This is a genomic window from Mycobacterium sp. E3198, assembly GCF_001667015.1.
Taxonomy (GTDB): Bacteria; Actinomycetota; Actinomycetes; order Mycobacteriales; family Mycobacteriaceae; genus Mycobacterium.
Genome location: NZ_LZIS01000044.1, coordinates 35,633 through 48,725, shown reverse-complemented (window position 1 = coordinate 48,725; position 13,093 = coordinate 35,633). Strand labels below are relative to the sequence as shown.

At 69.9% G+C, this 13,093-nt stretch carries 15 protein-coding genes; 11 read left to right on the top strand and 4 right to left on the bottom strand.

Features of this window, described 5'->3' with window-relative positions; translation table 11 throughout:
• Positions 1-116 precede the first annotated feature (116 nt).
• Genes A5673_RS05375 through fadD1 form a run of 9 tightly spaced genes read left to right on the top strand, consistent with a single transcriptional unit; the run spans position 117 to position 9,138 of the window.
• Entirely contained in the window at positions 117-1,295 is a 1,179-nt protein-coding gene (locus A5673_RS05375; RefSeq protein WP_068228091.1) for an acyl-CoA dehydrogenase family protein, read from the top strand.
• Positions 1,285-2,406: an acyl-CoA dehydrogenase family protein gene (locus A5673_RS05370; protein ID WP_068228088.1), complete on the top strand. Its 1,122-nt coding sequence runs from the start codon at positions 1,285-1,287 to the stop codon at positions 2,404-2,406. Before A5673_RS05375 ends, A5673_RS05370 begins: the two co-directional genes overlap by 11 nt.
• Positions 2,399-2,899: a MaoC family dehydratase N-terminal domain-containing protein gene (locus A5673_RS05365; RefSeq protein WP_068228086.1), complete on the top strand. Its 501-nt coding sequence runs from the start codon at positions 2,399-2,401 to the stop codon at positions 2,897-2,899. Before A5673_RS05370 ends, A5673_RS05365 begins: the two co-directional genes overlap by 8 nt.
• 7 nt (positions 2,900-2,906) lie before the next feature.
• Entirely contained in the window at positions 2,907-3,353 is a 447-nt protein-coding gene (locus A5673_RS05360; protein WP_068228083.1) for a MaoC family dehydratase, read from the top strand.
• Entirely contained in the window at positions 3,350-4,552 is a 1,203-nt protein-coding gene (locus A5673_RS05355; protein ID WP_068228081.1) for a thiolase family protein, read from the top strand. The genes A5673_RS05360 and A5673_RS05355 overlap by 4 nt, the downstream gene beginning before the upstream one ends.
• Before the next feature lie 2 nt (positions 4,553-4,554).
• Positions 4,555-4,953, top strand: a complete 399-nt coding sequence (locus A5673_RS05350; protein WP_068228076.1) for a Zn-ribbon domain-containing OB-fold protein — start codon at positions 4,555-4,557, stop codon at positions 4,951-4,953.
• On the top strand, positions 4,950-5,948 hold the full coding sequence (locus A5673_RS05345; protein ID WP_231970897.1) for an alpha/beta hydrolase: 999 nt from the start codon (positions 4,950-4,952) through the stop codon (positions 5,946-5,948). The genes A5673_RS05350 and A5673_RS05345 overlap by 4 nt, the downstream gene beginning before the upstream one ends.
• Entirely contained in the window at positions 5,945-7,549 is a 1,605-nt protein-coding gene (locus A5673_RS05340; RefSeq protein ID WP_068228182.1) for an NAD(P)/FAD-dependent oxidoreductase, read from the top strand. Before A5673_RS05345 ends, A5673_RS05340 begins: the two co-directional genes overlap by 4 nt.
• Complete coding sequence (gene fadD1 / locus A5673_RS05335) at positions 7,546-9,138, top strand: fatty-acid--CoA ligase FadD1 (RefSeq protein ID WP_068228073.1); 1,593 nt, start codon at positions 7,546-7,548, stop codon at positions 9,136-9,138. The genes A5673_RS05340 and fadD1 overlap by 4 nt, the downstream gene beginning before the upstream one ends.
• Here the strand turns inward: fadD1 and A5673_RS05330 are convergent.
• On the bottom strand, positions 9,135-9,998 hold the full coding sequence (locus A5673_RS05330) for a DMT family transporter (RefSeq protein ID WP_156747876.1): 864 nt from the start codon (positions 9,996-9,998) through the stop codon (positions 9,135-9,137). The two genes, fadD1 and A5673_RS05330, sit on opposite strands and share 4 nt — an antisense overlap.
• 54 nt (positions 9,999-10,052) lie before the next feature.
• Between A5673_RS05330 and A5673_RS05325 the strand changes: the two genes are divergently transcribed.
• On the top strand, positions 10,053-10,793 hold the full coding sequence (locus A5673_RS05325; protein WP_068228064.1) for an SDR family oxidoreductase: 741 nt from the start codon (positions 10,053-10,055) through the stop codon (positions 10,791-10,793).
• Here A5673_RS05325 and A5673_RS05320 read toward each other — a convergent pair.
• The 3 genes from A5673_RS05320 to A5673_RS05310 all read right to left on the bottom strand — a co-directional run bounded on the left by A5673_RS05320 (position 10,790) and on the right by A5673_RS05310 (position 12,688).
• Entirely contained in the window at positions 10,790-11,665 is an 876-nt protein-coding gene (locus tag A5673_RS05320) for an alpha/beta fold hydrolase (protein ID WP_068228060.1), read from the bottom strand. The two genes, A5673_RS05325 and A5673_RS05320, sit on opposite strands and share 4 nt — an antisense overlap.
• Positions 11,666-11,783: 118 nt before the next feature.
• Positions 11,784-12,131, bottom strand: coding sequence for an SHOCT domain-containing protein (locus tag A5673_RS05315; protein ID WP_068228056.1), 348 nt, complete (start codon positions 12,129-12,131; stop codon positions 11,784-11,786).
• A gap of 59 nt (positions 12,132-12,190) precedes the next feature.
• Positions 12,191-12,688, bottom strand: coding sequence for a hypothetical protein (locus A5673_RS05310; protein WP_068228053.1), 498 nt, complete (start codon positions 12,686-12,688; stop codon positions 12,191-12,193).
• 98 nt (positions 12,689-12,786) lie between these two features.
• Here A5673_RS05310 and A5673_RS05305 point away from each other — a divergent pair, with 98 nt between their 5' ends.
• Positions 12,787-13,092: a hypothetical protein gene (locus A5673_RS05305; RefSeq protein ID WP_068228050.1), complete on the top strand. Its 306-nt coding sequence runs from the start codon at positions 12,787-12,789 to the stop codon at positions 13,090-13,092.
• Position 13,093 lies beyond the last annotated feature (1 nt).

Genomic DNA, 13,093 nt, shown 5'->3' with positions numbered 1-13,093 from the left:
TTTACATCCGGGCGCCCAGCGGATGAGGCGCGGGTGAACGCGCGCGACAAAATAAGGGCAGCACGGCCGACCGCCGTAACGCTGACGCGGCCCGATGGAAGGGTTAGGTTGCCGGAATGGATTTCGAACTCGACGCCGGCCAACGAGAGTGGCTGACCGAGGTTCGCGATTTCCTGCAACAGAACGCCACCGCCGAACTACGAGCCGAACTCGCGCAGCACGATCTGGAGTTGCCCGGCGGCGAGGTGGCACGGTTTCGCCGCAAGATCGGCGAGAAGGGCTGGTTCGGGCTGAACTGGCCCCGCGAATACGGGGGGCTCGGGTTGGGCGCCATTCATCAGCACCTGCTGATGAGCGAGTTCGAATACTGGGGCGTGCCCGGACCCGATCTCACGGTCACCTCCGTGGCGCCGATGATCATGCGCCACGGTACCGAGCGGAACAAGGAGGAATGGCTACCGCCGATCGCCAAAGGCGAAATGATTTGCGCCGTGGGGTATTCCGAACCCGATGCGGGAACCGACCTGGCGAATCTGCGCACCCGGGCGACGCTCGATGGCCCGGAATGGGTGATCAACGGCACCAAGATCTGGAACAGCGGGGCGCAGCGCGCGACCCACGAATGGCTGTGCGTGCGCACCGATCCAACTACGGTGCGCCACAAGGGGATTTCGGTCATCATCGTGCCGATCGACAGCCCGGGCGTCGAGATCCGCCCGCTCTACGCGTGGTCGGGCTATCGCACCAACGAGGTGCACTTTCGCGACGTGCGGGTCCCGGTCACCAATCTGATCGGCGAAGTCAACCGGGGGTGGACGTACATCACCGGCGCGCTCGACCTGGAACGCGGCGCGCTGACGAACGCGGGCGACCTGCGCCGCGCCGTCGACGACTTGCGCGAACTCGCCCGAAGCCCACGCCGCGACGGCACGGTGCCCGCGCGCGACCCGGCGCTGCGGCGCCGCCTGGCGCTCGTCGAGGCCGACGTGGAGGTGGCCACGCTGATGGGCTACGAGGCCGCATCGATTCTGGCCGGCGGCGTCATCCCGACCGTGGAGGTCAGCGTCGAGAAGGTCTTCACCAGCGAGCTGCGTCAGCGCATCGCCGACCTGGCGCTCGATCTGCTGGGGCCCGACGGCCTGCTCGCACACCGCGGCCGGGACGCGCCGCTGGGCGGAAAGTTCGAACGCCTGTACCGGGCCGCCCCGTTGATGCGTTTCGGCGGGGGCACCAACGAAGTCCTGCGCGACATCATCGCCCAGCGCGGCCACGGAATGCCCTCGTATGGACGTTAGGCCCGGCGCCGAGCGGCGCGAGTTCGCCTCGATGTTGCGCGCGCTGCTGTCGGCGGAGAGCACCGTCGCCCTGGTGCGCGGCCTGCACGAACCCGGCGCCGACCGCACCACACCGGCCCTCTGGAAGGCCTTGGCCGACGCCGGCATTTTCGGGCTCGCCATCGCCGAGCGCTACGGCGGCTCCGGCGGCGCGCTGGAGGATCTCGCCGTCTTCTACACGGAGGCGGGCCGCGCCCTGTGCCCGACGACCGTGCACAGCTGCGTCGGGGCCGCGCTGGCGATCGACCGGCTGGCGGCGCCGGAGGCCAAGGACCGCTGGCTGCCGCCGCTGGCAACCGGCAGCGTTCGCGGCACGGCGGCGCTGTGGAGCGCCCGTGACGCCGCGGTCGTCTCGCCGGCGCTGTCGGCCGAACCCGACTCGGGCGGCGCCTGGCGCCTCAGCGGGACCGCCGACTACGTCGCCGACGCGGACGTCGCCGACCTCATCGTGGTGTCGGCGGCCGCCCCCGGGCGAACGCTGGCCTTCGTCGTAGACGCGCACGCGGCCGGGGTGACCACGGAGCCGCTGGCCCTGGCCGGCGGTCACCGGGCGTTCACCGTGCGCTTCGACCATGTGGTCGCCGGGGCCGACGCGCTGCTGGGTGACGCCGACCGGCCGGCGCTGCGGCGCGTCGCGAACATCGCGGTGACGCTGGGGTCGGCCGACCTGGTCGGCGTCGGGGAGGCGGTCCTGGATCGCACCGTCGATTACACCAAGCTGCGTCACCAGTTCGGGCGCCCGATCGCGTCCTTCCAGGCCGCGCAGCACCTGATCGCCAACATGCACATCGCGCTGGCCGCGGCGCGATTGGCGGCGCATTCGGCGGTCTTCTGGCTGGGGCGCGGTCGGCTGGCGAGCAGGGAAACGGCAATCGCACGCATGCGCGCCGCCACGGCGGCCAGGCTGATTACCCAGGACGCCCACCAATTGCACGGCGGGATGGGCTACGTCACCGAGACCGACCTGCATCTGTGGAGCGAACGGGCGCGCCTCGGCGCGACCCTCGGCGGCGGAGCCGACGTCGCCGCGGCATGGCTGGAAGAAACCCTGGAGGAGAACGCCGGTGAGTGATGAGTCTTTGATCGACGCCGAATCGGCGGCGCGGGTGGGCACCGTCGCCGCATCGGCCGGCGGCGAGGTCAACCGGCGCGATTGGCAGCGCTGGGCGGCGGCCGTCGGTGACCACAACCCGCTCTGGTTCGACCCGGAGTACGCCCGCGCCAACGGGTTTCGCGACATCATCTGCCCCCCGCTGTTCCTGCAATACGCCGTACTCGGCGTCACACACCTCGAGGCGCTGCGGCCCGACGGGTCCTCCGGCGCGGTCTCCGGCAGCCTCGCGTTTCCGCGCGCCCCCAAGCGGATGGCCGGTGGGGAGAGCTTCACGTTCCACCTGCCGGCCTACCACCGCGACGAGATCGAGATGATCCGCACCATCGAGTCCATCGTCGAAAAGCAGGGCCGCTCGGGCCGATTCGTCCTGGTCACCTGGCACACGGCGTACCGCAACCAGAGCCGCGAATTGCTGGCCGAAGCATCGACTTCGATGATCGCCCGTCCCTAGGAGCACGATGACCGACCAGCAGGTGTTCTACGACGACATCGCCGTCGGCGACCACATGCCGACGCTGAGGATCACCGTCGACGAGACGCAGCTCTTCTTCTTCAGCGCCGCCACCTACAACGGGCACCGCATCCACTACGACAAACAGTGGGCCCGCACGGTGGAGGGCTACGACGACGTGTTGGTCCAGGGCCCGCTGCAGGCGGCGCTGCTGGCCCGCGCGATCGGCGACTGGATCGGCGGGCGCGGCCGCCTGGTGTCGTTCTCGGTGCAGAACCGGGCTGTCGCGTATCCCGGCCAGCCGCTCAGCTTCGGTGGGGAGGTCACCGGCAAGCGCCTCGGCGAAAGCGGCGCGGGGCTGGTCGATCTCGAGATCTCCGGCCGCCGCGGCACCACCGTGCTGATGCCCGGGACCGCGACGGTCGAGCTGCCGCGGCGCGGGACGCCGGCGTGACGGGACTGCGCGGCGAGGCGGCCATCGTCGGCATCGCCGAGCTGCCCGCCGAAAAGCGCCCCACCGGGCCCCCGCGGTTCACCCTCGACCAGTACGCGCTGCTGGCGAAGTTGGTCATCGAGGACGCCGGTGTCGAGCCGGCGTGCGTCAACGGCCTGCTCACCCACGGCGTGGCCGAGTCCGCGATGTTCGCGCCCGCGACGTTGTGCGAATACCTGGGCCTGCCGTTGGATTTCGGGGAGCGCGTCGACTTGGGCGGAGCGACCTCGGCGGGAATGGTCTGGCGGGCGGCGGCCGCCGTCGAGCTCGGCATCTGCGACGCGGTGCTGGCGGTGGTCCCCGGCTCGGCGGCGCAGCCGCAGTCCGCGAAAAGGCCGTCGCCCGAACCAAATTGGTATGGGGCGTCGTCGAACAACTACGGGTCGCCACAGGCCGAATTCGAGATCCCGTACGGGAACGTCGGCCAAAACGCGCCCTACGCCCAAATCGCCCAGCGCTACGCCGCCGAGTTCGGCTACGATCCCGCCGCCGTCGCCAAGATTGCGGTCGACCAGCGCACCAACGCGCGCGCGCATCCCGGTGCGGTCTTCCACGGCACGCCGCTCACGATCGACGACGTCCTCGCGAGCCCGATGATCGCCGACCCCATCCACATGCTCGAGACGGTGATGCGGGTGCACGGGGGAGCCGGCGTGTTGATCGCCAACGCCGACATCGCGCGCCGAGGCCGCCATCGCCCGGTGTGGATCACGGGCTTCGGTGAGCACATCGCGTTCAAGACCCCCACCTACGCCGAGGACCTGCTGCACACCCCGATCGCCCGCGCCGCCGACAGGGCGTTCGCGATGGCCGGGCTGGGCCGCACCGACGTCGACGTCGCGTCGATCTACGACTGCTACACCATCACGGTGTTGATGAGCCTCGAAGACGCCGGCTTCTGCGCCAAAGGCGAGGGCATGGCGTGGGTTACCGACCACGACCTGACCCACCGCGGCGACTTCCCACTCAATACCGCCGGCGGCCAATTGTCCTTCGGCCAGGCCGGGATGGCCGGCGGCATGCACCACGTGGTCGACGCGGCGCGCCAGATCATGGGCAGAGCCGGCGCCGCGCAGGTGTGCGACTGCCACACCGGGTTCGTCACCGGCAACGGCGGCATCATGAGCGAGCAGGTCGCACTCCTGATGCGGGGGGATTAACGGTGACCTATCCCGTTCCCGAGCCCACGCCCGTCTCCCGGCCCTTCTGGGACGGCCTGGCTGCGCACCGCATCGTCGTGCAGTATTCGCCGTCGCTGGGGCGCTACGTCTTCTACCCCCGGACCCTGGCCCCGGGTTCGCTCGCCGACGACCTTCAGTGGCGCGAAATCGACGGCGCCGGAACGTTGTACACCTACACCGTGGCCCGCAGACCCACCGGCCCGCCCTGGGCGGCCGCGGTGCCGCAGCTGCTCGCGGTGGTGCAATGGGATGCCGGGCCGCGGATCAGCACCGAACTGGTCGACGTCGACCCGGCCGACATTCGAATCGGAATGCGGGTGCGACCGGTGTTCTACGATCTTGACAGCGGAATCACCTTGCTGAAGTACCGGCCGCAATGACCGGCGCAACCGTGCGGGCGGAGGCGCACATGGACCACGGCATCGACGCCATCGACGACACTGTGCAGGCGATGCTGCGCGAGTTGAACGCCGGCTTCCCCCGCGTCGAGACAATGACCGGTCCCGAGGCGCGGGCCGCCGTCGCCGCGCGCCGCGTGCCCGCCGCCAACATCGACGACGTCCGCAACACCATCGACCACACCGTCCCGGGCCCCGCCGGGCCCATCCCCGTGCGGATCTACCACCCGCACGGGGACCTCGGGCACCGCCCCGGCATCGTGTTCTACCACGGCGGCGGATTCGTCTTCTGCGACATCGACTCCCACGACGGGTTTTGCCGGGCCCTGGCCCGCGGCAACCAAGCCGTCGTGGTGTCCGTCGGCTATCGCCTGGCCCCCGAGCATCCCGCACCCGCGGCCGCCCTGGACGCTTTCGCCGCCTACCGCTGGGTGATCGAACACGCCGACGGCCTCGGCATCGACGCGGCGCGGACCGCGGTCGCCGGCGACAGCGCCGGCGGGAACCTCGCGGCGGTCACCGCGATCCTGTGCCGCGACCGCGGCGCAGCGCGGCCCGCCGCCCAGCTGTTGCTGTACCCGGCCGTCGATCCCTCGTTCGACACCGACAGCTACCACCGCTACGCCACCGGATGCTTCAACACCCGGGCCGCGATGCAATGGTATTGGCGCCAATACCTGGGCGGTGAAAGGCTTTTCGACCCGCCCTGGCTGGTTGCGCCGGCCCGCGCGGATCGATTCGAGGACCTCCCGCCCGCAATCATCGTCACGGCCGGCCTGGATCCCTTGCACAGCGAGGGATGCGACTACGCGCGCCGCCTGCGCGCCGCGGGCGTGCCGGTCGTGCACCGCGACTTTCCCGGTTTGTTCCACGGCTTCATGACGATTCAGTCGTTCCCGCCGGCCACCTCGGCGCGCGAGCTGGTGTGGGGCGACCTGCGGGAGTTGCTGGATCCCGCCCGGTGCGCGTCGACATGACCGACACCGACGTCATCGTCATCGGCGCCGGATTCGCCGGGCTCTACGCCGTGCGCCGGGCCGTCTCGGCGGGCCTGTCGGTGATCGGCATCGAGGCGGCTCCCGACGTGGGCGGCACCTGGTACTGGAACCGGTACCCGGGCGCACGGTGTGACGTCGAAAGCGTCGACTACTCCTACTCTTTCGACGAAGAGTTGCAGCAGAGCTGGACGTGGAGCGAACGTTTCGCCGCGCAACCGGAGATCCTGGCCTACCTGTGCCACGTGGCCGACCGCTTCGATCTGCGCCGGCATTACCGGTTCGGCGTCGACGTGACCGGGGCCGAATTCCACGCGGGCGGCTGGCAGGTTCACACCCATGACGTTTCGGGGAGCGGCGAGACGCACGCCGCACGGTTTCTCGTGTGCGCGACGGGCTGTCTGTCGGCGGTGAACCGGCCGGACATCCCCGGCGTCGACGATTTCGCCGGGGAGGTGTACTTCACGGCGGCGTGGCCCCGCGAGGATCCCGACCTGCGCGGCAAGCGGGTCGGGGTGATCGGCACGGGTTCGTCTGGGATTCAGGCGGTTCCGGTCATGGCCGCGCAGGCCGAGCGGCTCGTGGTGTTCCAGCGGTCGGCGAACTACAGCATCCCGATGCCCAACCGCCCCTGGTCGGCGGAGGAACAGGTGCGGATCCGGGAGGAGTACCCCCAGCGGCGCCGGATGTCGGCCTACGCGTCCGCGGGCACGCCGCATGGCACCTATCACAAGAAGGCGCTCGACACCGACCCCGACGAGCGGATCGAAGCGCTGTGGCGGCGCTGGCGCGAGGGGGGTGTGCTGTTCGCCAAGACCTTCCCCGACCAGAATTCCGATCCGGCCGCCAACGACATCGCGCGCAAGTTCGCGGAGGAGCGCATCCGCGAGATCGTCCACGATCCCGTCGTCGCCGCGGACCTCATCCCGGTCGATCACCCGATCGGGACGAAGCGAATCTGCACCGACGCCGGTTATTACGCGACCTTCAACCGCGACAACGTCCGGCTGGTGAACCTGCGCCGCGAGCCCGTCGACGCGATCGTCCCCGAGGGAGTGCGGACCGGTGCCGCGACCTATCCCTGCGACGTCCTGGTCTTCGCGACCGGATTCGACGCGCTGACCGGCGCACTGACCCGCATCAACCCGGGCGGTCCCAGGGGAGACCGGCTGCGGGACATCTGGGCCGACGGCCCCGTGACTTTCCTCGGGCTCATGGTCCCGGGCCTGCCCAACCTGTTCACCATCAGCGGGCCCGGCAGCCCGTCCGTGCTCGCCAACATGGTGCTGCACGCCGAGGTCCAGGTCGACTGGGTCATCGAGCTGATGCTGACCGCGCGCCGCCTCGGCGTCAACGAGGTCGAACCCCGCCGCGACGCCGCCGACGCCTGGACCGACCACGTCGCGAAAGCCGCCGAGGCAACGCTGTTTCCGAGAGCGGCATCCTCCTGGTATCTGGGCGCCAATATCGAAGGCAAGAAACGGATCTTCATGCCCTATGCCGGCGGATTCGGCACCTACCGTCGGCATTGCGAAGCGGTCGTCGATCGGAACTACGCCGGATTGGTCCTGACGACCCGATGAGCCAACCGGGACCGGAGACGGTTCAGCAGCTCTTGCGGCGGCGCCGCAACGACGACACCGCCGCGATCGCGCACGGCGAGCGGACCTGGACGTGGCGGCAACACCTGGCCGAGGCCGAGGCCGAGGCCGCCGCGCTGATCGGCCTCGCCGACCCCAACCGTCCGCTGCACGTCGGGGCCCTTCTCACCAACTCCCCGGCGATGCTGCGCGCCATGGCGGCCGCCGCGCTGGGCGGCTACGTGTTGTGTGGCATCAACACCACCCGCCGTGGCGCCGGGCTGCTCGGCGATATCCGGCGCTCCGACTGCCAGCTCCTCCTCGTCGACCGGGAGCACTCGCCACTGCTGGACGGGTTGGATCTCAACGGAATTCAGGTCATCGATGTCAGCTCACGGCGCTACACGGACCTGGTGGCCGCGGCGCCGCCGCTCGTTGTCCACCGCGAGGTCACCGCCGCCGACACCCTGATGATGATCTTCACGTCCGGGACCAGCGGCGACCCCAAGGCCGTCCGGTTCGCGCACGGGATGGCGATCATGTGCGGGGCCAGCCTGATCTTCCAGTACGACGTCACCGCCGACGACGTCTGCTACCTGTCGATGCCGCTTTTTCACTCCAACGGCATCGCCGCCGGGTGGGCCGTGGCCGTCGGCAGCGGCGCGACCATGGTGCCGGCCAAGTTCTCGCCGTCGCGCTTCATCGACGACGTGCGCCGCCACCGGGTCACCTACTTGAACTACGTCGGCAAGCCGCTCGCGCTGATCCTCGCCACGCCCGAACGTCCCGACGACGCCGACACCACCCTGCGCGTCGCGTTCGGCAACGAGGCCACCGACCGCGACATCGACGAATTCGCACGGCGTTTCGGGTGCCGGGTCATCGACAGCTTCGGCTCCAGCGAGTTCGCGGTGATCGTCGTCCGCGAGGACGGCGCCCCGCCGGGGTCGATCGGCAAGCCGTACCCCGGGGTCAGCATCTACAACCCGCGCACCCTGACCGAGTGCGCGGTCGCAACATTCGACGAACACGGCGCCCTGACCAACTTCTACGACGCGGTCGGCGAACTCGTCAACACCCAGGGCGCGGGACCGTTCACCGGCTACTACAACGATCCGTCCGCGACGGCCCAGCGCATGCGGCACGGCATGTACTGGTCTGGCGACCTGGCCTACCGCGACGCCGATGGCTGGGTCTATCTGGCCGGCCGCACGGCCGACTGGATGCGGGTCGACGGCGAAAACCTCGCCGCGGCGCCGATCGAGCGGATCCTGGAGCGGTTGCCGCAAGTCAGCCAGGTGGCCGTCTACGCGGTGCCGGACGAACGTGTCGGCGATCAGTTGATGGCGGCCTTCGTGCTGCGCGACGAAACAGACTTCCAGCCAGAGGATTTGGAGAAATTCCTCGCCTCGCAACCCGACCTGTCGCCCAAGGCGTGGCCGCGCTATGTGCGCATCAATGACGACCTGCCGGCGACGGCCACCAACAAAATCCTGAAGCGGCAGTTGATCGCCGCCGGCATCGACGCGCAGGGCGGCGTCCTGTGGACGCGCCACCCGCGCGGCACGACGTATACCGTCGCGGCGCCCTAACCGGCCTCGGCGGGCGTGGGGGCTTCGCCGAACCGGGCCAACACCAGGGTTGCCGACACCGCCACCACGAATCCGAGGACGACCAACCAGCCGAGACCGTCGCGGGCGCTGTCGCCCAGCCACACCACGCCCACGAGCGCCGGGGCGATCGTTTCGCCGACGACCATCGCGGCCACCGTCGTGGTCACCGATCCGCGATGCAAGGCGGAGGTAAGCAAGAGGAATCCCGCGGCACCGCCCCCGGCCGCCGCGTACAGGGCCGGGTTGGTGTAGAAGGCGGCCTTGGTCGGATCCATCACGTCCATCAGGCGCACACCGACCTCGACGACACCGAAACCGCTTCCGGCGCCGAACCCGAGCGCAAGCGCGCGCTCGCGATCGCTCAGCCGGCCCGCGGCGGCACCGGCGACGAAGATCGCGGCGACCACGCCGATGAGCGCCCAGCCGAGCCCGGCGGGTGCGCGACGGAAGTGCCCCGGTCCGGCCGCGCAGGCGAGCGCGGCCAGGCTCACGCAGACCACGCCGACGGCCGTCCACTCAGCGCGTGACAGCCGCGCCGACAGCACCCACGCGGACACGATGCCGGTGACCGCGATGGAGGCGGCGAGCGCCGCGGCGACGACATAGATCGGAACCAACCGCAACGCCAACACCTGAAGCAGAAACCCGAGGCCATCGAGACCGATGCCGACCACATATCGCCACTGCCGGACGGCGCGCATCAGCAGCACGGCGTCGACGCCCGATTTGCTTGCGGCTTCCACCGATCGTGTCGCGACGGCCTGCAGCACCGACGCAGTGCCGTAGCAAATCGAGCAACCCAGCGCGAGCAGGAACCCAATCAGCACAGAGGAGACAATACGAGACATCGACGGATTTGCCTGCGCTTGGGGGCTTAGGAAGGGATTTCTCCGATGAGCAACGTCGAAGGCAAGGTCGTCGCGATTACGGGGGCCAGCAGCGGGATCGGTGAGGCGACCGCGCGGCTGCTTGCCGAGCGTGGCGCCAGCGTCGTTCTCGGCGCGCGCCGCGCCGAGCGCCTCGACGACATCTCACATGAGATCCGGGACCACGGAGGGAGGGTGCTCACCTGTCCCACCGATGTCACGCGCCGCGAGGACCTCGACCGGCTGGTCGGTGCCGCCGTCGAGCAATTCGGTTCCCTCGACGTGCTCGTCAGCAATGCCGGGATCGGCAAAATCGGTCCGGTGGCGGACCTGGACGCCGATGGTTGGTCGGCGATGATCGACGTCAATCTGCGCGGGGTGCTGCACGGCATCGCCGCGGCCCTGCCGGTCTTCCGTCGCCAGGGACGAGGCCACTTCGTGACGGCCGTATCGACGGCCGGGCTGAAGATCGTGCCCACCATGGCCGTCTACGCGGCGACCAAGAATGCCGTCCGGACCGTGATGGAAGGGCTGCGTCAGGAGTCGACCGCCGGCGTGATCCGGACGACGTCGATATCGCCGGGTTTCGTCGACACGGAACTCGACAGCTCCGTCGACGACACCGCACTGCGCGACCAGATCCGAAGCACCATGAGCGCCTTCGGATTGCCGCCGGCGGCGGTCGCGCGCGCCATCGCTTTCGCGATCGAGCAACCCGACGACGTCGAGATCGGCAAGATCGTCATTCGCCCCACGGTTCAGGGCTAGCGCCGCCCCGTCGCGATGCGGCTCACCGCCTCGGCTATCTCCTCGGGGTAGTCCTCCTGAAGAAAGTGCTTGGCGGGCAGAAGGATTGGCTCCGCCACACCGGTGGCGCGCTGCGCCTGCACGCCGTAACGCCGCCACGGGAGCATCGCGTCGCGCGCGCCCCACACAATTTGCACCGGGAAAGACGTGTCGCGGACGGCGTCGACGTAGTGCCGCTGCTTGGCGGCGGTCAGCTCGAAGCCGCGCATGATTTTCAGGAATGCCCGCCCGCCGTCGTCGCCGAACAGCAGCGGCACCCAGCAGGCGAGGTCGGCGGCCGGCACCCGGCGGCTCACCCCCACCAGCCGCATGATCGACGAGAAGGCGCCCGGCACGCGCATCGATGCCAGCCACGCCTCGCCGATCCCGCGGTGCGCAAACGGTTCCATCGGCCACGGCCGGTGAAACGATTCCACTTCGATGATCGTGTTCAACAGCGTCAGCGAAAGCACCCGCTCCGGCACGGCGGCGGCCACCTCGAGGCCGACGGGTCCGCCGATGTCGTGGACCACGAGGTGGAACCGGTCGAGCCCCAAGGCGTTGATCGCCGCGAGCAGCCAGCGGCCGAGTCCGCTCCAGCTGTAGTCGAAGCCGGCGGGCCGCTCGGCGAATCCCAGTCCCGGCAGGTCGACCGCGATGCCCCGCAACCCCCGGGCGGCCAACTCCGGGATCACCTTGCGGTAGAGGTAGGCCGACGCGGGAACGCCATGCACACACACCACCGCCGGCGCGTCCGGCGGGCCCTTCTCGAGCACAAACGATGCGATGCCGTCGGCGCTGAACGTGCGCCCGGAGGATCGGTACAGGTCGAGCCGTCGCGTGGTGGTGGTCATGCCCGATAGTCCTATCGCCATATCCGGGACAACGCCACAGCGGCGTTCGACGTTGACCCGTCACCATGCCCGAGATTGATGGCCGCGATCAGTTACCGCGATGGCCACGCGTGCCCACTCACCGCTCGGTGATGATGTGCTGGCGGCGCGCGGCGTACTCGGCGTCGGAGATGGCGCCGGCGGCGCGCAGCGCCTCGAGTTCCCTGAAACGCTCCGAAACCGGCACGGGCGGTTCCGGATACGAGAGCGCTATCGGGGGCGCGGGCCGCGTCGTATCCCTGGCGCCCCATCCCGCGCCCAGGTTGATGAGCCGCAGCGCGAACAGCACGCCGGCCGCGGTGATCGGCAGCCCGAGGTAGAGCAGCCACCCCAGCGGCAGGCCGGCTCGGCTCAGCGCGAGATAGCGCAACAGCAGCAACACAGCGACCAGCGCCCCGGACAGCAGGACTGCGGCCTTGGTCTTCATGCGCGGGTTCCTCCTTGCGACGACAGAGTTCGTCGCGCAAGTGGACGACGCGACGGCCGCTACCGATCCCAACTGCGGTAGAGGCGGTGCAGCATCAGCGCGGTGACCACGCCGTATCCCAGGTGCGGGATCAGATCGCTGATCCACCCGGCGACGCCCCAGGTTCGCGGGTCGGTCACCCCGAGCACGGTCATCGGCCCGTTGGTGCCGAAAAGGGCGATCGCCGTCGCGACCAGCGTGGCCACCAGCAGGCCCGGGCGCCATCCCAGCGCGTAGGCCAGTCCCAGGAGCACGCCCATCCCGATCCCCGCCGCGTATCCGGTCAGCGCGCCGAGGCCGAGGAGCCGGTTGGCCAAGACGTCACTGGTGCCCGGCACCGTCAGGCCGAACAGCCTCGACATCGCCTCGACGGTTCGTTCGGGCGTCGTGCTCGTCGGGCGCCCCCGCACCGCAATGTCCAGGTAGGTGATCACGTCGAGCGCGGTGGTTCCGGCGGCCCCGGCGGCGGCGCCGCTGAGCAGCCCCGGCCAAAGCCGGGCAATCCGCGTGGTCCTCACCGGCCACCGCCTCCTGTGCTGGGAGCTTGCATCGGGTTTGACTAAAGCACCCTGTGTCGCGGTGCGCATCCCGCGAACGGAAATTACAGTTGGTGACCATGACGAACCGCAAAGCCACGCGGGCGGCCGCGGTCTGCGGCGGCGCCGCGCTGCTCTTTGCGGTCGGATTGGGCCTGGACGGGCAGGCCGGTGCTTCAGCGCCGCTGAGCCGCGCAGCCAGCTCTCCGTCCGGGCCCGGCAGCGACGGGGGCGGCGCCATCCCCGTGCAGCCCGTCGGCGGGAGCCCCTGCATCATCGGCCTCAACTGTGGTTGCATCCCACACCGCACCTGCCCGACGCGCCACGCTCGTCCGGGCACCGCGGGCGCCAACCAGCACAACACCCCCGCCCCGCAGAATCCCTAGC

Excerpts from the sequence above, each read along its gene's own strand:
- A5673_RS05375 (WP_068228091.1), top strand. The coding sequence starts at position 117 with ATGGATTTCGAACTCGACGCCGGCCAACGAGAGTGGCTGACCGAGGTT.
- A5673_RS05370 (WP_068228088.1), top strand. The coding sequence starts at position 1,285 with ATGGACGTTAGGCCCGGCGCCGAGCGGCGCGAGTTCGCCTCGATGTTG.
- A5673_RS05360 (WP_068228083.1), top strand. The coding sequence starts at position 2,907 with ATGACCGACCAGCAGGTGTTCTACGACGACATCGCCGTCGGCGACCAC.
- A5673_RS05345 (WP_231970897.1), top strand. The coding sequence starts at position 4,950 with ATGACCGGCGCAACCGTGCGGGCGGAGGCGCACATGGACCACGGCATC.
- A5673_RS05340 (WP_068228182.1), top strand. The coding sequence starts at position 5,945 with ATGACCGACACCGACGTCATCGTCATCGGCGCCGGATTCGCCGGGCTC.
- fadD1 (WP_068228073.1), top strand. The coding sequence starts at position 7,546 with ATGAGCCAACCGGGACCGGAGACGGTTCAGCAGCTCTTGCGGCGGCGC.
- A5673_RS05325 (WP_068228064.1), top strand. The coding sequence starts at position 10,053 with ATGAGCAACGTCGAAGGCAAGGTCGTCGCGATTACGGGGGCCAGCAGC.
- A5673_RS05320 (WP_068228060.1), bottom strand. The coding sequence starts at position 11,665 with ATGACCACCACCACGCGACGGCTCGACCTGTACCGATCCTCCGGGCGC.
- A5673_RS05315 (WP_068228056.1), bottom strand. The coding sequence starts at position 12,131 with ATGAAGACCAAGGCCGCAGTCCTGCTGTCCGGGGCGCTGGTCGCTGTG.
- A5673_RS05305 (WP_068228050.1), top strand. The coding sequence starts at position 12,787 with ATGACGAACCGCAAAGCCACGCGGGCGGCCGCGGTCTGCGGCGGCGCC.